The organism is Vibrio comitans (genome assembly GCA_024346835.1).
Lineage (GTDB): Bacteria > Pseudomonadota > Gammaproteobacteria > Enterobacterales > Vibrionaceae > Vibrio > Vibrio comitans.
On record AP024867.1, the window covers coordinates 288,190 to 310,411 of the forward strand.

At 44.8% G+C, this 22,222-nt stretch carries 24 protein-coding genes; 13 read left to right on the top strand and 11 right to left on the bottom strand.

Features of this window, described 5'->3' with window-relative positions; translation table 11 throughout:
* Nucleotides 1–74: 74 nt before the first annotated feature.
* From hutZ to hutW, 3 genes are read right to left on the bottom strand one after another with little or no spacing between them, the layout of a single operon-like run.
* A complete protein-coding gene (hutZ, locus tag OCU46_RS15125) occupies nucleotides 75–656 on the bottom strand; it encodes a heme utilization protein HutZ (protein ID WP_141271941.1) in 582 nt (193 codons plus the stop codon).
* Nucleotides 656–1,174, bottom strand: a complete 519-nt coding sequence (hutX, locus tag OCU46_RS15130) for a heme utilization cystosolic carrier protein HutX (protein ID WP_141271940.1) — start codon at nucleotides 1,172–1,174, stop codon at nucleotides 656–658. The genes hutZ and hutX overlap by 1 nt, the downstream gene beginning before the upstream one ends.
* Nucleotides 1,175–1,188: 14 nt before the next feature.
* Nucleotides 1,189–2,586, bottom strand: coding sequence for a heme anaerobic degradation radical SAM methyltransferase ChuW/HutW (gene hutW / locus OCU46_RS15135; protein ID WP_141271939.1), 1,398 nt, complete (start codon nucleotides 2,584–2,586; stop codon nucleotides 1,189–1,191).
* 202 nt (nucleotides 2,587–2,788) lie between these two features.
* Between hutW and OCU46_RS15140 the strand changes: the two genes are divergently transcribed.
* From OCU46_RS15140 to OCU46_RS15165, 6 genes are read left to right on the top strand one after another with little or no spacing between them, the layout of a single operon-like run.
* Nucleotides 2,789–3,568 carry an energy transducer TonB gene (locus OCU46_RS15140; RefSeq protein WP_141271938.1) on the top strand — a complete coding sequence of 260 codons (780 nt, stop codon included), beginning with the start codon at nucleotides 2,789–2,791 and terminating at the stop codon, nucleotides 3,566–3,568.
* 22 nt (nucleotides 3,569–3,590) lie between these two features.
* Complete coding sequence (locus tag OCU46_RS15145) at nucleotides 3,591–4,262, top strand: MotA/TolQ/ExbB proton channel family protein (protein ID WP_141271937.1); 672 nt, start codon at nucleotides 3,591–3,593, stop codon at nucleotides 4,260–4,262.
* The gene (locus OCU46_RS15150) at nucleotides 4,259–4,678 is read left to right on the top strand and encodes an ExbD/TolR family protein (protein WP_141271936.1); all 420 of its coding nucleotides are present in this window, start codon (nucleotides 4,259–4,261) and stop codon (nucleotides 4,676–4,678) included. Before OCU46_RS15145 ends, OCU46_RS15150 begins: the two co-directional genes overlap by 4 nt.
* On the top strand, nucleotides 4,678–5,523 hold the full coding sequence (locus OCU46_RS15155) for a heme/hemin ABC transporter substrate-binding protein (RefSeq protein ID WP_141271935.1): 846 nt from the start codon (nucleotides 4,678–4,680) through the stop codon (nucleotides 5,521–5,523). Before OCU46_RS15150 ends, OCU46_RS15155 begins: the two co-directional genes overlap by 1 nt.
* Nucleotides 5,524–5,525: 2 nt before the next feature.
* On the top strand, nucleotides 5,526–6,590 hold the full coding sequence (locus OCU46_RS15160; protein ID WP_141271934.1) for a FecCD family ABC transporter permease: 1,065 nt from the start codon (nucleotides 5,526–5,528) through the stop codon (nucleotides 6,588–6,590).
* Nucleotides 6,590–7,369, top strand: coding sequence for a heme ABC transporter ATP-binding protein (locus tag OCU46_RS15165; protein WP_141271933.1), 780 nt, complete (start codon nucleotides 6,590–6,592; stop codon nucleotides 7,367–7,369). The genes OCU46_RS15160 and OCU46_RS15165 overlap by 1 nt, the downstream gene beginning before the upstream one ends.
* 32 nt (nucleotides 7,370–7,401) lie before the next feature.
* On the opposite strand, the gene OCU46_RS15170 is transcribed toward OCU46_RS15165, so the two are convergent.
* The 3 genes from OCU46_RS15170 to OCU46_RS15180 all read right to left on the bottom strand — a co-directional run bounded on the left by OCU46_RS15170 (nucleotide 7,402) and on the right by OCU46_RS15180 (nucleotide 9,454).
* The gene (locus tag OCU46_RS15170) at nucleotides 7,402–8,337 is read right to left on the bottom strand and encodes a bile acid:sodium symporter family protein (protein ID WP_420918554.1); all 936 of its coding nucleotides are present in this window, start codon (nucleotides 8,335–8,337) and stop codon (nucleotides 7,402–7,404) included.
* A gap of 205 nt (nucleotides 8,338–8,542) precedes the next feature.
* On the bottom strand, nucleotides 8,543–8,890 hold the full coding sequence (locus OCU46_RS15175) for a helix-turn-helix domain-containing protein (protein WP_102359543.1): 348 nt from the start codon (nucleotides 8,888–8,890) through the stop codon (nucleotides 8,543–8,545).
* Between the two features lie 162 nt (nucleotides 8,891–9,052).
* Entirely contained in the window at nucleotides 9,053–9,454 is a 402-nt protein-coding gene (locus OCU46_RS15180) for a VOC family protein (protein ID WP_141271931.1), read from the bottom strand.
* Nucleotides 9,455–9,687: 233 nt separating this feature from the next.
* On the opposite strand from OCU46_RS15180, the gene OCU46_RS15185 reads away from it, so the two are divergent.
* Nucleotides 9,688–9,870, top strand: coding sequence for a hypothetical protein (locus OCU46_RS15185; RefSeq protein WP_026012716.1), 183 nt, complete (start codon nucleotides 9,688–9,690; stop codon nucleotides 9,868–9,870).
* Between the two features lie 63 nt (nucleotides 9,871–9,933).
* On the opposite strand, the gene queC is transcribed toward OCU46_RS15185, so the two are convergent.
* Nucleotides 9,934–10,620: a 7-cyano-7-deazaguanine synthase QueC gene (gene queC / locus OCU46_RS15190; protein ID WP_244311428.1), complete on the bottom strand. Its 687-nt coding sequence runs from the start codon at nucleotides 10,618–10,620 to the stop codon at nucleotides 9,934–9,936.
* 146 nt (nucleotides 10,621–10,766) lie between these two features.
* On the opposite strand from queC, the gene OCU46_RS15195 reads away from it, so the two are divergent.
* A complete protein-coding gene (locus OCU46_RS15195) occupies nucleotides 10,767–11,222 on the top strand; it encodes a methylglyoxal synthase (RefSeq protein ID WP_141271929.1) in 456 nt (151 codons plus the stop codon).
* 134 nt (nucleotides 11,223–11,356) lie between these two features.
* On the opposite strand, the gene OCU46_RS15200 is transcribed toward OCU46_RS15195, so the two are convergent.
* Together OCU46_RS15200 and OCU46_RS15205 are read right to left on the bottom strand one after the other, a co-directional pair.
* The gene (locus OCU46_RS15200; protein WP_119008841.1) at nucleotides 11,357–11,587 is read right to left on the bottom strand and encodes a hypothetical protein; all 231 of its coding nucleotides are present in this window, start codon (nucleotides 11,585–11,587) and stop codon (nucleotides 11,357–11,359) included.
* A 117-nt stretch (nucleotides 11,588–11,704) separates the two neighbouring features.
* Entirely contained in the window at nucleotides 11,705–12,037 is a 333-nt protein-coding gene (locus OCU46_RS15205; RefSeq protein ID WP_244311427.1) for a hypothetical protein, read from the bottom strand.
* Between the two features lie 297 nt (nucleotides 12,038–12,334).
* Between OCU46_RS15205 and OCU46_RS15210 the strand changes: the two genes are divergently transcribed.
* Entirely contained in the window at nucleotides 12,335–12,571 is a 237-nt protein-coding gene (locus OCU46_RS15210; RefSeq protein WP_141271928.1) for a hypothetical protein, read from the top strand.
* A gap of 1 nt (nucleotide 12,572) precedes the next feature.
* Here the strand turns inward: OCU46_RS15210 and helD are convergent, their stop codons facing one another.
* Nucleotides 12,573–14,648 carry a DNA helicase IV gene (gene helD, locus OCU46_RS15215; protein WP_141271927.1) on the bottom strand — a complete coding sequence of 692 codons (2,076 nt, stop codon included), beginning with the start codon at nucleotides 14,646–14,648 and terminating at the stop codon, nucleotides 12,573–12,575.
* A 240-nt stretch (nucleotides 14,649–14,888) separates the two neighbouring features.
* Here helD and yccS point away from each other — a divergent pair, with 240 nt between their 5' ends.
* The 3 genes from yccS (at nucleotide 14,889) to glpD (ending at nucleotide 19,570) form a co-directional block, all read left to right on the top strand.
* Nucleotides 14,889–17,030: a YccS family putative transporter gene (gene yccS / locus OCU46_RS15220; protein WP_141271926.1), complete on the top strand. Its 2,142-nt coding sequence runs from the start codon at nucleotides 14,889–14,891 to the stop codon at nucleotides 17,028–17,030.
* Between the two features lie 29 nt (nucleotides 17,031–17,059).
* Nucleotides 17,060–17,770, top strand: a complete 711-nt coding sequence (locus tag OCU46_RS15225; protein WP_141271925.1) for a DUF2057 family protein — start codon at nucleotides 17,060–17,062, stop codon at nucleotides 17,768–17,770.
* Nucleotides 17,771–17,974: 204 nt separating this feature from the next.
* The gene (gene glpD, locus OCU46_RS15230; RefSeq protein WP_141271924.1) at nucleotides 17,975–19,570 is read left to right on the top strand and encodes a glycerol-3-phosphate dehydrogenase; all 1,596 of its coding nucleotides are present in this window, start codon (nucleotides 17,975–17,977) and stop codon (nucleotides 19,568–19,570) included.
* A 96-nt stretch (nucleotides 19,571–19,666) separates the two neighbouring features.
* Here the strand turns inward: glpD and OCU46_RS15235 are convergent, their stop codons facing one another.
* Entirely contained in the window at nucleotides 19,667–21,199 is a 1,533-nt protein-coding gene (locus OCU46_RS15235) for an amidase (protein ID WP_141271923.1), read from the bottom strand.
* 129 nt (nucleotides 21,200–21,328) lie between these two features.
* On the opposite strand from OCU46_RS15235, the gene OCU46_RS15240 reads away from it, so the two are divergent.
* The gene (locus OCU46_RS15240) at nucleotides 21,329–22,207 is read left to right on the top strand and encodes a LysR family transcriptional regulator (protein ID WP_167495403.1); all 879 of its coding nucleotides are present in this window, start codon (nucleotides 21,329–21,331) and stop codon (nucleotides 22,205–22,207) included.
* Nucleotides 22,208–22,222: the final 15 nt, after the last annotated feature.

Below are 22,222 nucleotides of genomic sequence, written 5' to 3' on the forward strand. Positions count from 1 at the left end.
ATAAAAATGTAAGTGCCCGGCCGACTGAAAATATCAGTCGGCTAGAGTTATTGTTTGATTATGAAAAGTGAGAGCTAGTCTTGTTCGGCAGTCAGTTCTGCGATTTTTTGCTTCTCTTTTTCGACATGCCCTTCATTCAAGTGAAGGAAATCTACAAGATCATTACCTGAGACGTTAAATGCTTGACCGAAGCCCTTAACGTAGCGACCACTGCTAGGTGTCAGTTTGTAGAGGTTAAAATCACCAAGTTGAGCTAGGTTTTGAGCCATTTCGCCGAATCGTTCAATCAATGCTTCAATTCCAGCTTTACCCTGCTCAGAATTTTTATCGATATGTTCGGCTGTAGTATCAAAAGTAAGGCGCTTTCTTGCGTGTACGCTCTTTGCAGATGCTTCGTCTTGAACCATCATGATAGATACATTTTTATTGGCTTTAAGGTTCTGCCCATGAGCGGCTAGATCGCTCACTAGGATATAATAGCCCGCTTGATCAAACGCAAAGGGTGAGTAGCTAACGTGTGGCAGACCATCTTTGGTAATTGTCGCTAGCTGTAGGCTTTGGCAAGCATTACGAAACTCTTGAACCTCAGGACCTAAACGACCTTGTAGGCGTTGCTGTCTGATCTCCGCGCGCTCTTCTGCGTTCTGAGTACTCATTATGCAAATTCCTTTTTAAGCTGCTCTAGCTTTTCAAGTTGCTCTGGGAAAAGTTGACGCTTCTTGTCACGGCCAAGATACACCTTAAATACACACTCGCCTGCTTCATCGTAAAAGCCCATGTAGTGGCTTGCCATCTTACGGAAAGGCTTGGACACCAAAGCAATATGTTTAACCAGATCCAATCTTAAATGACCGTGTAGTTCGCCTTCACGCCCCATTAAGTTGTAGTAGCCATGTGCAACCTTTCCTTTAGGGAACGGCGCTTTATACTCAAAAATAGAACCGAACGAATGAACGATAGTCGTCACTTTTCCCCAAGCAGGTAAAGCCTCTAATAGCTCTTGAGCCTTCTCACCTGGCACTGATGTCACCATGCTAGAAGGCAACACAAAAGTGATCTCGCCCTCTGTCACGTTCAGTTCACTGGCCATTTGCGACACAGGAACTGCATCGTCATTTTCCATCATGGTTGCAACTGCTTCCAATACTTGTTGCTTCGTTAATGATGTGTACATCTTCTTCCCCTAAATTAAGCTGCTTTGATGCTTTTTTTGTCGATATTTTTGTTATGTGGTTTCATAAGGTTGTTTTGTTTTTGTCCACTAGAAACAACCTGTATTAAATTTTGCGCCAGTGTTACGGACCAAAACTGCCCCGCTAGAGTCAGTGAGAGATAGCCTCTGCTTAGGTTCACTAATCCGTTTTTCTGCCATGCATCAAACAATGGTTTAAGCGCCGTAAACATACCTTGAGGTAGTACTCTTTCGCTGAGAACTCCTCGGTCAAAGGCTGCCTTGATGGTATTCACTAAGCTAGCATTTGGCGCACTGTAAAAGGCCATACCGGCGGCAAACTCATCAGCTTTGCCTGCTTCAATGTATTTTTCCATGTCACGATACTGCATTGAGCTAATACCATTCACATTGCCCCCAGCGCCTGCGCCAAGTGGCATTACCTGCGCCGATGTTTTCGCTAAGCTGTTGTATATAGAGCGCTCTCGGTTGTCGGAGCTCCAATGATTGACACTAAGACGTCTTTGATGGTGTTTAGCCATAAACTCAACGCCCATTTGATACATGCTCGCCTTAACTTGGGTATTGGCAGGCTCAGGTAATTTACCCTGCTCTACCAGACGTCCCATCGGCAGATTTTGCATTTCTATCAGCTGGTACAAGTCAACGCCGTGTGCACCGCTCTCTAGGTACAACTCCAAATCCGAAGCCCAAGTATCTAAAGTCTGATGAGGCAGACCGTATAAAAGGTCGATAACAATAGGAGCGCTGTCATAGCTAACAAAATGCTGAAGACGCTCTAGTACTTCTTCACCATCATTTAATCGCTTAGCACTGCGGCGAACCTTAGTATCAAAGCTCTGTACACCGAATGAGAAACGGTTAATGCCACCTTCAAGTGCAGATTCAAACTTCTGATCATCAAAGCGGTTGATGCGCCCTTCTAAGGTGATTTCACAATCTGGCGTTAAAGGGAAATGGCTCCGAATCATCTCACCCAGTTGTTTCATCTGCTTAGCACTCAAGTCTGTTGGTGTGCCTCCACCGATATATACCGCTTGAAACGGAAATGCTTGCGTCCAAGGCATTGCGGCCTTCCACAATAATTCTTTCTTTAAGGCTTCGAAGTACTCGTCGATGAGCTTAGTGCTTGAGGCGTATTGAAAGAAGTTGCAGTAGGTGCAGCGCACACGGCAAAAGGGAATATGGATATAAAGACAGCGAGGTCCCTTATCCCCTTGCTCAGAGAAAGCACTTGTTAGTGCTGATTGCGTGAGTTCAGTAGGGACTGGCTTTGCCATCCCACCTGCATGCGGACCTTTCTTCTTGGCAAAGGCGAAGCGCAATGGGTCAGGTGTATGGTTGCCCACAATCTCTGGGTCCAGAAGAACTGGGTTGTTTAATTCAAGATTCATTATTTCTTCTTGCTTTTCAATGTTCTGCGTGGCGAGTTGCTATTATTTGTGCCACATAATTAAATGAGAACAAATCTCATTCGCTCGAATTTGTGACTACTATATTGATCTTGATAAATAATGCAAATGATAATTGATATTATTCGCATTATCTGCATAATGCCCTTTATTAGAACTAAATTGGTAATGGTTTCCAACCACTGTGAAGAAATACAGATATCTACTTGCTGGCATTGTTTCCCTTTTAATTCATGGGGTTGCTCTCTCTTTCTCTGCACCAAAGCAGGAGATAAGCCTTGCAAGTAGCAATGAAGGACATGCAGTTAGCATCAAGTTTGTTTCTCTCGCTCAGCCTGAAAAACAGGCGGAAAAGAAAGCAGTAGAACCTCAGCCACCACTACCAGAAAAAAGTACACCGAAGGAAAGTGCAACAAAGGAACAGCCAAAAAAAGCAGAGCCAAAGCCAGTTGCTAAGTCCGTAGAAAAGCCGAAAAAGCAGGTTGATAAGAAATCGCCAGTAGCGAAGCCTGTAAAACCTCAGCCGGCTAAAACAGCGAAGAGTGAACCAAAGCCGACATTACCTGAACCTGTCGAAACTAAATCGAAAGAAACGCCGAAAGACAAACCTGTAGAGCAAAAACGCGAACAAGAAGCGGTACAACCGCAAACCGCTTCTACGAATGCCGCAAGTTCTAGTAAGCCTAAAATGGTCGAAAAACCCACATTTTCAGCCAAGCCAACCCCAGTAAGCTATCCAAGACTGGCGCAAAAACGCGGATGGCAAGGAAGCACATTGGTAGAGATTTGGGTCAATGAAGAAGGCAACCAGATCAAGCAAACCGTGGTGAATTCATCCGGACACAAACTGTTAGACGAAGCAGCACTGAATGCGGTTTCAGAGTGGCAGTTTCAACGCAGAAATGAACAAGGACAACGCATCGCTTATCGAGTGCAGGTTCCAATCAACTTTCAACTTAATTAAATAAACTTAACTAGAGCAAACTATGCAAATCTTGATAACGCTTCATGGCCAACTTGGAATGATGACCATACCGCTGACAATACTTTCAGCCCTTACACTGATGCTCATTATTGAACGCACCCTGTTCATGTTGGTGAATGGACGAACTCATACCACGCAGATTCTTTCCAAGGTACACCACATAAACTTTTCTAATTCTGCGCAAGTTGAACAGTTTATTGAGCAAGATTTACAGGGTAAAACCATCATTTACCAAGCGATGCGCATGCTCCTTGGCCACCGCAGTTTCACCAAAGAACTGCGCGAAGAAGCGGTAAGTATTTGGTTGTTTAAAAAGCGCCAGCAATATAAATCCGGCATACGTATCTTGTCCATTATCGGCGTTATTAGCCCTCTAATAGGCTTGCTCGGCACAGTGCTTGGTTTGATTGACATGTTTAAGGGGCTTGCTCACACCTCTGGTGCAATCTCCCCTGCAGTCCTAGCAGATGGCCTGGGTTTGGCGATGTCGACTACTGCAGTTGGCTTACTTATCGCTCTACCAGCGATTACTGGTGCACAACTTCTTAGCATGTGGGTAGAGAAAACCTTGGCCAAGATCGAATACACCCTAAACCACAGTAATCTGCATATAGAAGGCATTTATATTGACTGCCAAGACAATGCTAAGTCATGTGAAGAGGTCATTGCATGATCAAGTCGCAATCCAGTTTGTTTGATGAGGAATTCACTCCTGACCTCACTCCTTTGCTGGACATCATCTTCATTGTCATGGTGTTTCTTCTATTGACTGCAAACATCACCATAAAAACCATGGATGTATCAATACCGCAAACCGACGATGCTCAAGTCTTGAACGATCAAGACAAAGAAGTCATTGCAGTGAATATTCTTGCCTCCGAGCCAAAATGGGCCATCGATGGCGTTAGCTTCCAAAGTTGGGAAGAGTTTACTGATGAATTGCGACTTCAGGTGCAGGCATCACCAAAACGAGATTTGATTATCTCACCCGATAAATCCGCCGACGTTGAGTCCATGCTTAAGGTGCTCGCGTGGCTTCAAAACAATAATATCGACGCTACCAATATCGTCATGGAAGAGAGTAAATAATGAAACCATTCCTCTTAATACTTAGCCTTTTGTTCGCGCTACCCGCTTTTGCCAACTCAACTGATGAGCAGAACAGAATCATCAGTGTTGGCTCAAGCATTACCGAGCTTATGTACGCGCTAGATGCAAAAGACCAACTTGTTGCCATTGATGTAACGAGTCGCCACTTTGATAAGTCTGGTTCATTGCCACAGGTGGGCTACCATCGCCAACTCTCGGCTGAAGGTCTAATGGCTCAAAATCCCACTCATGTGATTGGCTCTCATGAAATGGGGCCTGATTCGACATTAAAGTTACTAAAATCTGCAGGCATCGAGGTTATTACCGTGCCATCTGGTGATAGTGAATCTGATCTTGCTGGCCGAATCGATGCCATTGCCAAGATAACTGGCAAACAGCAGCAAGCTCGCGAGCTAAAGCAACAGCTTCATCAACAGATTGAGACCTTGGAGAGCCTTGATTCAGCGCACCAGCCTAAAGCTATCTTTGCCATGCTCAGCGAAGGAAGACCGGCAACGGTCGCAGGCTCTGAAACGACGATAGACAAGATCATCCAGCTTGCAGGTGCAACCAACCCAATTAACAGTAATTTTAGTTCTTATAAGTCGATGTCATTTGAAGCAATCGTCGGCGTTCAACCAGACTATATTTTGGTTGCTCAACGCACTTGGGATGCATTAGGCGGACAGCAAGGCATTATCGAGAAGTTTCCTCTTTTAGCGGCTACACCAGCGGCGGCTGACAACAAAATCATTCCTATACCAAGCAGTGCCATTATTGGCGGTTTTGGTATTGAAAGTGTTGAGTTAAGCCAATCACTGTATCAAACGTTTGAGCGCAACTGATTATGAACTTCGCATCATCACTAAAACTGCCAACACCAGCACTACTGGGTATCGCTCTGCTTGGGGTCTACCTCGCTAGCATACTCTCAATAAGTGTTGGCCCGATGGATATCAGCTTTACTCAAAGCATGAGTGCCCTATTGCCTGACTTCACTATGCCAGGTTTGCCGAGCGCCGAATTGCCCGCTCACGTTAACATGATAGTGCAGCAAGTAAGATTGCCGCGCACTCTGCTCGCTATAGCCATCGGCGGGATATTGGCTATCTGCGGCACCGTTATGCAGGGACTGTTTCGCAACCCATTGGCCGACCCTGGGATTATCGGCGTCTCTGCAGGAGCGGCCTTAGGTGCTGCTTTGGCTATCGTCGTGTTTGGCTCTCTTGCTCAGACCTACCCTGCCCTTTTGATGTTCGGCACTGTACCTATCTTCTCTTTTTTGGGAGGGGCGATTACTACCCTAGTGGTGTATCAGTTAGGAACATCCCCTAACGGCACTTCTGTGACTATGATGTTGCTAGCAGGTGTCGCCATTGGCGCACTCTCTGGTGCGATGTTAGGGCTACTTAACTATTATGCCGACGATCAAGCCTTGCGTGACTTGTCTTTGTGGACAATGGGATCACTAGCTGGAGCTAATTTTGCAGGGGTGACTTTTGGAGGCATCGTATTGCTAATCCTTGGCATTTTGTTCTATCGAGAGTCTGCAAACCTAAACGCTTTATTACTGGGGGAGGCTGAAGCCGGTCATCTAGGTATCGACGTACAAAGACTTAAACGTCGCTTGATTTTACTTACCGCTGCCGGCGTTGGCGTGACGGTGTCCCTTGCAGGGATGATAGGCTTTATCGGTCTCATCGTGCCCCACCTTGGGAGAATGATCGCTGGTCCAAATCATAAGATATTGATCCCTCTAGCAACCGTGCTTGGAGCATTGCTACTGCTCATCTCTGACATGCTATCGCGAATTCTAGTCGCTCCCTTGGAAATCCCTGTGGGTATTATTACCGCAGTACTTGGAGCGCCTTTCTTCCTATGGCTACTTATCTCACAAAAAGGGCGAATCTAATGCGCACACCATCAGTTCAATGCTCGGATATTTCGGTAAGCATAGGCAACAGAACAATACTGGATAAGGTGAACATTGAATTTTATCCTAATGAGTTCACTGTATTCTTGGGACCAAATGGTACAGGTAAGAGTACACTGCTGAAGACACTCAGCAATGAGATGTCCTATACCGGGGAACACTTTCTATTTGGAAAGCCGACTCAAGATTGGGATAAGAAATTACTAGCCAAGCAATTTGGCGTATTACCTCAATCTAGCTCGCTTACCTTCAATTTCACTGCGCAAGAAGTCGTAGAATTAGGCGGTTTGACCCTACCCGGCGGACAAAAAGAGATAAGCCGTATTGCCAGAGAGAAAATGAATCTAACCGGGGTTCTCCCCCTTGCTGAGCGCTTGTATCCGAGCTTATCTGGAGGAGAAAAGCAGCGAGTTCATTTTGCGCGTGTACTTACCCAGTTAGACTCGGTTAAACACAACAAGGTATTGTTTCTTGATGAGCCAACCTCTGCACTAGACTTGAGCCACCAGCACAACACCCTCAAGCTTGCCAAAGAGCAAGCAGATTCAGGCGCGTGCGTCGTCGCTGTGTTGCATGACCTTAACCTTGCGGCGCAATATGCCGATAGAATCGTAGTGTTAAACCAAGGCGGTATCGTCGCTGACGGCACACCTTGGGAGGTATTGAACTCACAAACCATCGAAGAAGTTTATCGCTGGAAAACGCAGATCGTCCCGCATCCCACGCAGCAGCATCCAGTGATACTGTCTGCTGCTTGAGTGAGGGGTGGGAAAAATCCCTCCCCCTAGCACTATGCTAATTCAACTTTGGCGTAGCGGTTGGCTAGTACGGCGCAGTAGAAGATTTGGATTGGGTGATACAGCATGATTGGAAGCAGTATCATCCCCAAATTAGGATCGTGAGCAAAGATAACCTTAGCCATTGGAATACCCGCGGCTAAGGTTTTTTTAGTACCGCAGAATACAGCAGCTACCTCATCTTGGTGAGTAAAACCAACCTTACGTGCGCCCCATTGGATGCCGTGTACCATCACCATCAGCACTGCCAAGCAAATCAACGCTGAAACAAGCAATAGCATCGGCGAGAAGTCACTCCAGATCCCATGGTCAATAGAGTCACAAAATGCACTGTAAACAATCAGTAGAATCACATACTTATCTAACTTGTTCACTATGGCTTTATGCTTCTGGGTCCATTCAAGAAGCCATGGTCGCAACACTTGCCCCAGTATCATCGGCAATAACAGCATCTTAGATATGGATATAACTGAATCCATCAGGTTTAGATCGGCGCCTTCCATCCCCATAAATACTTGAATGAGTAGTGGAGTAATAAACACACCAAGGATACTGGACAGCGAGGCGTTAAAGATCGCACCAGGAAGGTTCCCCTTGCCTATTGCAGTCATCGCTACAGAAGAAGAGATTGTACTCGGTAAAACAAATAGATAGCAGAAACCAAAGGCCAGAGCTGCTGGCATGTAGGCCATAAACCCCTGGCCAAAAACCACCCACAATAGAGGATAAGCAAAAAACGTAGCCCCCTGCACATACAGATGCAGCTTCCAGTTTGAAAGTCCCTCAACAATAGCTTTTGGCGACAGACCTAACCCATGTAGGAAAAAAACCAAGGCGATACCTAATACAGTAATCGTATCTAGGTGCAGTACCCCTCCACTTTTCCCGAGATCTGGAGTAAACACCGCCAAGACAATGGCCACGACCATTCCCACAAGGAACCATTCTTTTTTAAACTTATTTATAATGCTCATATACGCTTTTATCGTTTGAATGCAGCCTAGAAAGGCGAAATTGGACAGTCCGATCCTAACGATTTTGATACGCTTAAGCTATTAAAATAGGTAGATAAAACTCAGTTGAAGAGATAGAGAAAAGAAAAAGGCAGACTCATTAGCCTGCCTTGATAGTGCCTTAACAAATACGGTGTTCATATTCTACGACGACTTGATTGCCATCAACGTATACGTTTCTTATGTCTCCATCGACAGACATTCTCGAGCATAGGGTCACTACGCTGTTTTCAACGGTAACGTTCACACGCAGTGATGGGATCGCATAAGCGGGATCCACCTTTAGGTACTCACAAAAGCGAGTAACAAATGGGTATGTTAAAGGGGCACGACCACGAAGTAATTGTCCAAATTCAGCCTGAGATACTCCTAGTTTTCGGGAGATCTCCATTTGCGTTAGACGCATTTTGGCTTTTTGGGACATCCATGTTTCGTATAGGGCAGCTCTGTCTTGTTCAGTAAATTCCATCGGGCTTAACAGGGTAAATTTCTCATAGAGATAGTGTCTCTTTTGCCACCTGCTGTTATGTCAATAATGCGTAAGCTTACTGTTTGCACAGTGACAGATTGCACACACTTATCTATTAGCTTGGTATTAATTTCTCCCCTGAATACCTTTCAGAGCCATCGCCTAAACGGGTTTAAGCTCAACAACATTACTCTCAGGATCGTGTACGTATAATGACCAGCCCAATCCTGTCGCTCCGTAACGGATTGCATCCGGCAAGATATCCACTTGATGGTCGCGAAGGTAGGTGATTAACTCTTCTTGATTAAGAGATTGAATTTGCAAACAAAAATGGTCCATGTTGCGCCCGTTTTGTACCGGAGGCCGACCCCCAAGCTTTCCTAAAGGGCTCTCAACGTCAATGATGTCAATCAGTGCATTGCCCGCCCGAAGCTGCGTTAATCCCTCGTCAACAAGACGCCGCTCAACAAAACAGCCCAAAACGTCACAGTAGAATGAGAGCATCTTGTTTACTTGCGTAGAGCGCAAAACCACGTGATCAATACCTTGAATCTCTATCATCATTGTCTCACTAAAATTTAATAATTTTCTTTTTTAGTAGAGTCAAAAGCTTAGCGTTAGATCTCAATACCGTCCTCTTCCCGCCTAACAATAGTGGTTATTTTATGAACTATAATTCCGTTGAAAGTCAGAGTATGACTCGTTTGTTGAAAGTGAAGATTAATCTTCTTCATGCTGAGCCAATTGAGTAAGCCGCTCGTAAGCATAAACACTGCATACCTAGGGAGGCGATTATGATGACCGTACGCGACAGAATAGAAGACCTCGAGCAACAAATTTACATTGCCTGCTCAGAGGGAAATTTTGAAACGATGGACATGTTGGAGCAACAACTAGAGACTCTTAGAGGAAGAGCAAATCATGTATTCGAAGACGACCCTTATGCAATAGAAGGCCGTCTAACGGAGGATGACTATTAAGAAGTTATGAATGACACACACAAATAATGGCTCCAACGTCGAACCGTCGGAGCCTTTCATTTTTTACAGCGATTTCTGCTTATAAGATGCCATGACTTCATCGGCATTATCTTGGTAATCAGCAAGACCCTTCGCTCTTAGATCACAAGCAGGACAATCTCCACAACCGCTGCCAACGATCCCGTTGTAACAGGTTAGGGTTTCATCCCTTACCATCTCGAGTGCACGATAGTGATCAGCCATTGCCCAAGTTTCAGCCTTGTTTAGCCACATTAGCGGAGTTTTAATGTCTAACTGGTAATCCATTCCGAGTGAAAGCGCTGAGTTCATCGCCTTCACAAACTCATCCCTGCAATCAGGATAACCTGAGAAGTCTGTTTCACACACACCAGTAATCAGCGTCTTTGCTCCCACTTGGTAGGCGTAGATACCCGCTAAAGTAAGAAATAAGATATTGCGTCCCGGTACAAACGAATTTGGCAGTCCATTCTCACCCAAGTCATGAGAAACAGGGATGTCGTCTCTAGTCAAAGAGCTCACTGCCAATTCATTAAGTAATGTCACATCCATTACTTTGTGTGCTTTTGCACCTAGCTTCTTGGCCAACTGCTGGGCAATCTCAATCTCTTGGCGGTGGCGCTGACCATAGTCATAAGTAATCGCATGCACCTCATCAAACTGTGTGAGAGCTTGCACTAGGCACGTTGTAGAGTCTTGACCTCCACTGAAAATAACGACCGCTTTGTTCATACTTATTCCTTTCACTGACATTGAATTAATCGCGCACAATCTACCAAATTTATCAGGGAAAACAAATTTTTAAATCTGTCCCCACAGCCAATAAGAGTAATGGTAATATCAGATAAAACGACAACAAAAATTAGGTAAAACGAACCATGGAAAAAACTACCCGTACTATGCAGGCTCGTAAGCACGTAGCCTTAGTCGCTCACGACCACTACAAAAAAGAGCTTCTCAACTGGACCAAAGAAAACCAGCAGAAGTTAGAAAAGCATACTTTGTATGCAACTGGCACAACCGGTCACCTTCTTAGCAAAGAAACAGGCCTTGAAATTAAAAGCCTGATCAGTGGCCCTATGGGAGGCGATCAGCAATTAGGAGCGATGATTGCAGAAGGAAAGATTGATGTGATGATCTTTTTCTGGGATCCGCTTAATGCAGCTCCCCATGATCCTGACGTAAAAGCATTGCTTCGCATTGCTAGTGTATGGAATATCCCTGTTGCCACCAACCGTGCAACTGCAAAATTCCTGTTTGACTCTTCGTTAATTGACGAGGAAGTAGAAATAGCAATTCCAGATTATGAATCTTACCTAGCGAAGCGCACCTAGCAGACCGTACCTCGAGGAATAGCGACCAAAGATCAGCCCTCACTATCTTTGAGCAATACTATCAATTAAGCCACCTAAATTAGTCATTCTAGTGAAAGGTGGCTTAATCATATTTACTAATCAATAAACGATTTCTACTCAACGTAAATATTAGCATCCACTTCTGTATCTTCTTCATACGGCTCAGGGGCAGGACGCTTGCGTCGGTTATCGTTGCTGGTGCCAGCGCGGTTCTCTGCAACCTCTGTGGTAAAGGTCCCCATAATAAAGTTTTTGAAAGCATTCAGCTGTGGAATATTGCTATTAAATCCCAGATAAATAACGGCCAGTAACAAGGACAATATAACGATGACTTTTAGGTTCATTGGAACCTCCTTCTTAAACACTGTTTAAGCTGTGTGCGCCCCTATATTGTAGTTACAACTTTCAATTGTTCCTGTTCCATTTATAGATTAATTGTACAGACTATAGAGCACGTGGCGTTATTGTCCTCGAAAACGAAGTGCACCAGAGAATAACAAAAGCAAGGCGCTGCCGACGAGAAGTCCTTTACTCATAATCACCGCAAGCTGATTATCACTGTTCCATGCATCTTCAATTTGTTGATAACTTCTTACTGTTTGAGAGCCAATCTGCAAAGAGAGTACATTGTGAAAATGACGTTCATCCCCAAGCGGAGAACCACTAAATCCGGGGGCATACCCCACTCGTAACGATTCTCCACTGTTCTTTTCTAATGCCTGATAAACAGCCTCAACATCACCCGCTTTAGAAGAGTATTGAAACCAACTGCCGTCAATCAATTGTAGGCGCACCGATTTACTCCCTCTCACAGGGGTAAGGTATTTAAGCGAAGTAAGTTGTCCTGAACGAAATATTAGCTCGGATGCTGGAGGTAATGTCTGATTGGATGCGAATGAAAACACGGTCGCAAGAACGAACATGCAAAGGCCGGAAACAAAGTAAACACTAGATTTTCGAATAGGCTCACCAGTCTTTAAATGTTTGTTTAAAAGGGAAAAAGCATTATATCAACACTCTTGATGCTGCTCAAAATACACTCAAAAACTCACTGTTACACTGAGCCTTTATTATCGACGATTGAGGTCAGCATGAGTAAAAAAATATCACTGATATCCCTACTTCTATGCGCCTTTTCCTTAGTTTTGGTTTACTTCGACGTTCTTGGGCTTATTCCAATGGGAATTGCCGTTATCTCTCTGTTTACTGCGATCGTGCATGGTGGACTGTGGCTATCAGGTCGAGATTCCGGTCCCATTGAAGCTTATCAGGACGGTAAAAAAACCACCGCCCGCTCATTAACCTCATTCTTCAGCAGCAAAAAGTGACCTACTTCTTTTTAACCGCATAAGAGCCTTCAAGTAGCTCTGTGATAAATGGGGATGGTTGCAGGTCATAACACACAATCGCCTCTTGTTTCGCTCGCGTTAGCGCTACATAAAATAAACGACGTTCCTCTGCAAACGGGAAAGATTCATTGCTCGATTTAAGAGCAACATCAAGATGCGGTGCACGTTCTTTTTGCGGGAAGTTGTGCTCGTTCACTCTCATCAGTAGTACAACATCTGCCTCTTTCCCCTTGCTCGAGTGACAGGTCATAAAGTTAAACTCAAGATTACTGTACTCTGATTGCCACTGTTTTAGCTTACTCGGTTTGTCTTTATGAGTGCGTCCAAGCACTAAAACAGACAAAGACTTATGAGAGTTGTTCACTCGTTGCAATGTTTTCTCTAGCTTAGCTTCTGCGACTACCGAGACCGCTTTTTGCTTCTGCTGTTTGTGTGCGGTGAGGGTTTTAGTCAGTTGCATAGGGTTCTGCAATATAAACTCTCCCGCCACATCTGCAATCTGAGAGTTGAATCGATAAGTGGTATCTAGATGATGAGTCGCCGCATCAGGAAAACGCTCAAGAAAGCCTGTCGTCAGATTTACATCAGAGCCGGCAAATTGATAAATCGACTGCCAATCGTCACCGACAGCAAATAGCGAGCGTCTTCCTTGCTCGCTAGGTTGATTCACAATGGCTTCTACTAACCCTAAACGAGCTGGGGAGATATCTTGATATTCATCCACCATTAGGTAGCGCCATGGAGCCTTGAATCGATTCTTAGTCACATACTGCGTGGCTTTTTCTATCATTGAATGGAAATCTAGCTCCCCTTGCTCTTTCAAGTACTGTTTCCACGCTTGATAACAAGGCCACACTAATTGAAGTTCACTATTAAGGCGCGAATACTCAGGATGCTCAATAATTTGCTGTTGAATGGACTTCTTAGTGACATTCATAGAGCACAGTTGATCCAATTGTTGATCAAGCCAAGCGATCAGTTTCGGGTTTTCAAACTGGCTACCAAGATCCACATCGCCCTTCAAATAAGCAATCGACCATTGTGATAGATGTTTTTGCCAACGCTTAAAGTTGGTGGCATTAGTCCAATGTTCTTTTAACCACTGTGCACACCATTGCTGCTTCTGTTTTGGCTCAGAAGCTAGTGAACTTACCTTCGCTGGGCTGCCATCCACATGTTGAATAATATGCAGTGCCATCTTATGGAAGGTACTCACATTCACCTTTTGTGAGGTCACGCCTATTTTATTAGACAAACGCTGTGACATCTCCGTTGCTGCGTCTCTACCAAACGCTAACAAAGCAATTTCTTCAGCTTGAGCCTGATGGCTTTGTAGCAGATACGCCACTCGAGCCATCAATACACTGGTTTTACCGGTGCCCGCTCCTGCTAAGATCAAGTTATGATCGTTATTCAATAAGACTGACTTTTGCTGAGATTGATTCAGAGGGGAGCTTTCAATCTGAGCAAACAAAACTTGCCAGTTCTGAGTTTCATTGGTTAGCCAAAGCTCATTACGCTCTTTAACCACATCTCCCTTAGGACATAGCCATTGATTCACCTCTTGCATGTTTTCAGGCATGCGCTGATTGGCGTCGTTCAAGCTAATGTTCATCTCTTCAAGATCGGTATGTACCATTTCTTGCCAAGAGTGCCACTCAGAATGTGCGAGGTAGGCGGGCTGCTGACGCAGTAATTGCAGCTTTTGTTGCCATTTCGGCAGGTAGAGATTCAACTGACGGCATTGAAGGCGATGCCATTTCTCATAATACTGAACCGCAGTTCGGCCAAATGACTTGGCCTTGCCCCAAGAAAGCCCCTGGATCTGCCAGGCGTTTTGCACCGCTTCGCCAGCTTGCTGCTGTTGGTAACCATAGAAGGTAATGCTTCCCCATACTAAGCCACGCTCAATCGAGGTTTTACCGCTCCACTCCGAAAAAGGAATCGAGGTTTGATTCTCTCGAGAGGTAAGAACCAGCTGATCCTTCTCTAGCTTGATATCAAAATATTCGTCTTGTAAGAAAAAACGAGCTGACGGGGTGGCTTGCAACTGCATGTTAGCGTACTTGTCCTTAAGATTTTGGGTTGAACCGCTTCAGTTTACTATGATTAATCCAGTGAACGCATTAAGCGGTATGTAAATTTTAGGTTTTTCTTTAAAGTTCAGTAAGATCGCGCCCACAGACGCTACTCTATAGAGTGCAAATCACGTTAACCCTGTGTAAAGTAACACTCTGTTTAATGGAACACTCTGTTGCGGATGACAGGGTACTTAAAAAGGCTAGCCTAAAACTCAGTGAACACTTCTGCCACACTTCGCCAATATTGGGCGAATAAAACCATTAACTACAGCCTTCTCATCCTAGTTACCATGCTAGGCGTAGTGATTCCATGTTGGTATCTGGGGCAATATACTCTCATTACTCCACTGGTTCTCGGTGTCATCGCGGCTGCTCTTGCGGAAACAGACGACAATTTCTGGGGTCGCTTAAAGGCTCTCACCTTAACCTTTGTATGTTTTGCGATAGCGAGTGTTTCCATAGAAGTACTCTACCCTTATCCCCTTGCTTTTGCCGTAGGGCTTTTCGTTTCAACCTTCACTTTTATTATGCTTGGCGCAATTGGTCCACGCTACGCAAGCATTGCTTTTGGCTCTTTGCTAATTGCTATCTATACCATGTTAGGGGCGAGCGAAAGTACCGATATTTGGAGTCAACCAATTCTGCTGCTAATAGGTGCAGCTTGGTACTATTTGCTGTCTTTAATATGGCAAAGCCTATGGCCAATGCAACCGGTTCAACTGAGCCTGTCACAAACGTTCCATCAGCTATCGCGCTATTTAGAATCTAAGAGCCGCCTTTTTCACCCTACAACAGGGTTAAAACCACAGCCGATGCGCATCGAGGAAGCGCAGCTTAACGCAAATACTGTAGAAGCATTAGAGCTTTGCCGTGACACCCTGATAAAGCGCTCAAAGAAAGGACATGTCGATGGCCCAAGTGACCGATTCTTGCGGATCTATTTTCTTGCTCAAGATATGCATGAAAGGCTCAGTTCCAGTCACTATCGCTATCAAGACCTTGCGCAGCATTTTGAGCGCTCAGATGTGCTATTTCGGTTCAAACATCTCATTCAGTCCTACGCGAAAGAGTGCCAAGATATTGCTGAATCCCTGAGGCTGAATCAGCCTTATAAGCGCAGTCAAGAATCGGTTATTGCCTTGGACGAATTGCAAGGTGCTATGACTCACTTAATTGAGCAACGTAACCCTGAGTGGCAACAATCTTTGGCTCAGTTGCAGTACCTATTTAATAACTTGTGTACGGTCGATAGATTGCTGAACAACATTAACAACCCGGATGCACAATCGGTCGATCATGTACTAGATGATAGAACCGCACACACTGCCAAACAGATGTGGCAGCGAATCAGCGACAGTCTCTCACCTTCCTCGGTACTATTTCGTCACGCGATAAGACTCGCAACGGCACTTACCGTTGGCTATGGCATCATTCAATTATTCTCAATTGAGCATGGGTTTTGGATATTACTCACCACCCTGTTTGTCTGTCAGCGCAACTTTAGTTCCACCAAGCAAAAGCTATTTCATAGGATCAGTGGTACCTTTGCAGGCCTGATTGTTGGCGTCGTGATGTTGTCTCTGATACCTGGAGTGGAAGGTCAACTGTTCGTTATCGTAATTTCCAGTGTACTCTTCTTCGCTTTTAGACTGCATAACTACGCCTATGCGACCGCAGTAATTACTGTATTAGTGCTGTTTTTATTCTCTCAACTTGGGGCAGGATACGCTGTTATTGTCCCAAGATTGATTGATACCCTGATTGGAAGCCTGCTTGCTGCTGGGGCGGTGTATTTCATTCTTCCTGACTGGCAAGCAAAGAAATTACCCTCGCTTATGGCACAAGCCATCAAAGCGAACGGAAATTATCTCGCTCAGATCATCGCTCAATATCGGCTAGGAAAAGCTGACGACCTCAACTACCGCATAGCTCGTCGCGCCGCCCATAGCCATGATGCAAACCTAAGCGCTGCCATTAGCAATATGCTGGCCGAACCTGGAAAATATCAGCATGCGGTCAATGAGAGTTTCCGCTTCTTGACTCTAAATCATGCCCTACTCAGTTACGTTTCCGCACTAGGCGCACATAGGACACAGCTCAATGATGCGACGACGCATAAACTAGTTATTGATGCATATCAGGAAATTCATGTTAAGCTCGAAGCTATTGAGAAGGCTTTACGTGATGAGTCTTTCGATGAAAAAGTGTTCGATACCAACCATATTCAACACAAATTATCACAATGGCGTGAGAGTGATGGCACATCTGCACAGATGATCTTGCAACAATTGCACTTGATCCACAGAATGTTGCCAGAGATAAAAACACTCAGCCAAACGTTTTCAAAATCAAAATAGGTCTTAGACCAAAACTTTAGAGAAGCTTTATGTACAAGAAAATTTTGCTAACCGGACTAGCACTTTCAATGGCCGTACCTGCATTTGCAGAGGTCACTATCGGTCTTCCTGAAGACGTTAATCTATTACTTGTCAACGGCACAGAACCTGAGATTGACGGAGGGTTCTTCTCATCAAGTTCTACCGCTATTTTACCTGACGGCGAAAACCAGATCGTATTCCGCTACGTCCCTAGCTTTAAGCAAGGCCAAGAGTTCGAGAAAATGAATTCTGACGTTATCGTTGCGAAGTTTACAGCTGAAAACGAAAAGCTAGAGTTTGAGTTTCCTAAGTACCGCAACATCCGTGACGCACAGCGATTCAACAACAACCCTGATTGGAAACTTGTAAACGAATCAAATCAAGCAATAGACATCACTCAAGACAAATTGGTCTATGAAGGTATGCAGATAGGTCGTGACTATGAAGCTGAGATGATCAAATTTAATGCCGCCGGCGGTGCAGCAGCCATTGCAACAACTAACAGCGCGGCGTATGCGGCTGTAACGGCAGCGCAAGCATCTGGACAGAAAGTTACCGTAGTACCGGTTGCCGAAACAGCAGCGGCTACGAATGCAACGCCAACTCAACTTCCTGAAACTACTGCAGGTACGACAGAAGAAGAGATGTTGATGTTCTGGTACAGTAAGGCTGATGATGCAACTAAAGCGCGTTTTAAAGCCTACGTAAACAGCCAGTAATACCGACTACCTCAGTCACGAGTTTGAGTCTCAAAATAGAGACTCCTCTCTCAATTCTGGGTGATTTTTATACGAAGTTGCAAAAATCACCCTAGCTTCTCCACTTCCTTAATCGCAATGTCTTAAGCTATACGTATAAACCCAAACTAGCATCATTCACTTTTCGAGTTAAAAGTGTAAACGTTCTTACAGGGTAGTTAGCGAATGAACCAAGCAAGATCAGAGCGATTACAGCACGACCGCAAGCAATCTCAGATTCTAGATATTATTGTGGTTGGTGGTGGCATCAACGGTGTCGGTATTGCAGCCGACTCAGTCTCTCGAGGACTGTCTACCGCGCTATTTGAAGCCAAAGACTTTGCGAGTGCGACCTCATCAGCCAGCTCTAAATTGATTCATGGCGGTTTGCGTTATCTAGAGCACTACGAGTTTCGCTTGGTCTCAGAGGCTCTGGCTGAGCGTGAAGTGATTCTTAAGAAAGCCCCGCATATTGCAAGACCAATGCGATTTCGTCTGCCTCACCGCCCATTTCTTCGCCCTGCTTGGATGATTCGTACCGGAATGTACTTGTACGATTACCTCAGCACACGCAACTCACTGCCTGCTTCTTGTAAGGTTTCACTCAGTGACGACGGCATCATGTATGACGAATTCAAGGTTGGCTTTGAGTACTCTGACTGCTGGGTCGATGATGCAAGATTAGTGGTACTTAATGCGATGCAAGCCAAAGAAAACGGCGCCGAAGTGCGAAACTATTGTGAGGTGGTTTCTGTTACCCAGCAAGATAAAATATGGACGGTTGAGCTTCTCGATCACCGAACCGGAGATCGCCTAACGCGCCAGTCACGTTGCGTAGTCAATGCCACTGGGCCTTGGGTAAAACAATTTATTACCGACACAGTACAAACCAAGTCCCCCATGGGCATTCGCCTTATCAAGGGTTCGCACATCATAGTGCCTAAAATCTATTCTCAGGAATTTGCTTATATCCTTCAGAACCAAGATGGGCGAATTGTTTTTGTGATTCCTTATTTAGATAAGTACTCGCTAATAGGCACCACTGATGTTGAATACACAGGAGATCCCCGTAAAGTAGCAATTTCTAATAAAGAAATAGACTATCTATTGGATGTGGTGAATCAACACTTCAAACACACCACTTTTAAGGATGACATCATATCCAGTTTTAGTGGCGTACGACCTCTTTGTGATGATGAATCTGACTCTCCGCAAGCCATCACTCGAGATTACACCCTTACCCTGCAACACTCTCTCGAAACCGCGCCGTTACTATCGGTGTTTGGTGGAAAGCTCACTACCTATAGAAAGTTAGCAAATGCAGCGCTCGGTAAGCTAGAACGCTTCTTTACTGAAATGCACCCTTGTTCCACTGAATCCACTCTTTTACCCGGTGCCGAGCAGTTTGATAAGCAAGGTCTACTTGCACAATTGCGTGAGCTTGCCCCATTTGTAGACCAAGAGATTATCGGACGTTGGGTGAGTATTTATGGCAGTCGTGCCCTGATCATTGCTCATTCATTGCGAGAAGAACAAAACCTCGGTGAGCGCTTTTCAGCCCAATTATATGCAGCCGAGGTAGATTATTTATTTGAGCATGAGTTTGTGCATTCTGCTGAAGATATCATCTATCGACGCACCAAGTTGTACTTGGAAATGTCACAGTTTGAAGTGAACGCCCTAGAGCGGTATTTATTAATTAAAGCACAAGAGATAAAGCAAGCTAACCCTCAAAAAAGAAACAACGAAGAGATAGTTTCATCGCGATTGAATCTTACATAGAACGCATATGCAAAAGACACATAAGAGAAAAAGCCAAAGGAAGTAAAACTCCTTTGGCTTTCTTTTATCTTAGTGTTTGTTGATGCTCACTCGCCGTTATTTAACGCCTTTAGGTAGGTTGTCACCGGTAAAGAATTTAGGTGCGCCTTTACTGTATGCTCCCGCTACTTTTACAACTGTTTTAGTGTCAGCTGGCTTACCGATGATTTGCAGGCCAAATGGTACACCGTCAGGGCTTAGGCCAGCCGGTACACTTGCTGCTGGCAACCAACCTAATAGGTTGAATGGTAGGGTATACATCATGCCTACTGCCTTGTCATAAGTATGGCCATCTTCTTTTAGAGGCTTATCAGTAATGAAGTTGTAGTCTGCTGGTACACTCACCGTTGGCATTGTTGGTGCGATAACCAAATCATAACCTTTAGCATAAATTTCTGAAGACAGTTTCGTCCACATACGCAGAACTTCAGCTTCAGTTTTAGCTTGAGCTCTTCCGTCATAATCCTCACGGTGACTAATCGCTTTCTTAATCAAACCACCAGTATATGTCGTCATCTCATCAGTATGTCCAGCATAAGCGTCCATCATAGGTGCACCCATAGCGCCAGAGAATGCAAGATTTGATACGCCTTCAAGAAGGCCCATCTGCATATCAAAATCGAAGCTCACCGTATCAACCGTTGCGCCTTGCTTGCGTAACACTGCCATCGCATCTTCCATTCCATCCGCAACATAGTTCGCCATTGGACTCGTACCCATATCGCCGATGTAAGCAATCTTCATACCTTCAAGAGATTGAGTTTCTTTGCTTAACTTCTCTTGTTCTCCCACGTTTGGCACAGACCATTGTGCATCAGGACCCGCCATCACATTGTACATCATGACCATATCCTCAAAGCTACGAGCAATCGGGCCACTACCAGAGAAGTATGAATATAGTGCAGCATTCGGTGTAGTATTAGCTGCCGGTTTTAAACCATATAAACCATTGAATGAAGAAGGGATTCGAATAGAGCCTCCCATATCTGAGCCTGTAGCAATAGTCGCATAGCCTGCTGCAAGTGCAGCGCCAGAACCACCCGATGAACCGCCAACTGCGAACTCAGTATTCCACGGGTTTCGTGATGTACCCCAAGCATCAGTGCTTGTTACCCAGTTGAAGTAAAGCTCTGGCACAGTAGTCTGAATAACAGGGATTGCACCAACACTTTTCAGTTTAGAAACCATTGGATCGGCATGAGTCGTTGGCTCATCATTCATATGAAGCTTCGAACCGAAGGTGACTTTCCAGCCCTTGTCATGGTGTTCATCTTTTACCGCAAATGTCACACCTTCCATTGAGCGATAAGTACCATTTTGATAACGCTCTGTTGCTTCTTTCGCTGCTTTTTCCGCTGTTTCCCAGTGATCATAAGTAACAGCATTCACCACATCATTAGTTTGTTCATACTGAGCTTTTTGAGCGTGCAGTACATCTAGAGGTGTAATCATGCCACTCTTAAACAGTTCAATTTGTGTATTGGCGGGCATATAAGCCAACTCTTTTTGTGAAAAGTCAGCAGCAAACGCGCTACTTGTCAAAAGTGCGATAGCAATAGGTGCAACTTTAAATGTTGATGCCAGTTTCATAAGAATCTCCAGTAGAAAAATTAAGTGTTGGGTTACTTGTTAGGTGTATTTTGACCAGAGTGAACTTAACTTGCCATGCGACCAAGGATAGGTCTAACCTATCCTTAAAGTTTTTAATTGGAGATGAAAGTGGCAAAATCCGTAGAACAATTAACAGCATTTGTAGAGTCAGTCGAAACTGGGGGCTTTAAGGCGGCCAGTCGCCGTATCGGTAAACATGCTGTCACCATCAGTGGCTTAGTGGCAAACCTTGAAGCAGAATTAGGCTTTGATCTATTTATTAGAAAACCTCGCTCTTTAGAGCTTACTGAGAAAGGAGAGGAACTGTATAGCTATGCAAAGTCAGCTTTGCATGAGTTGGAATACTTTGATGCAAAAGCTGATAGCCTGCTGGAGGGTAAGCCCAGTCGTTTAACACTAGCGATAGACCCATCTGTGACCAATAAAGCCCTAGTGAATGTCTACAATAAGCTACTGACTGACTTTCCAACCCTAGATATAAGAATTTTGAACGGCGATCCCTTACTAGTAAGAAACTGGGTTCTTACCGGGCAAGCCGACTTGGGATTTAGCATGGCAACGCTAGGGTTGCCTACTGAGTTGTCGTACATAGACGGCTTTTCTTTTGAGGTGGCTTTGATTGGCAATCCCAAGCTTTCCTCTCTACTTGCCAATATGCCGACCAAAGAATTGCGCCGCATACCGCAAGTCTCTCTTCATTACTTTAAGGAGCTCGGGCTGTCAGATGTCCATGAAATGAGCTATCGAGTCACGCACTGTAGCAATATGCATGAAATCATCTCAATCGTAGAAGGATGTGAGTGCTGGGCAGCAGCCCCCAAGTATCTTGTGCAAGATAAGTTGGAACAAGGACGATTAAAAACATTTAGCTTAGAAGGTCATCATTCCGCAAATTGGCACACTGAACTTTTCTGGCGTTCAGAAAAACCCATCAACGAAGCAATGCAGGTCTTTATCGATAACGTAATAGTAATACCTAACTGCTGACTCAACACTCTAAGA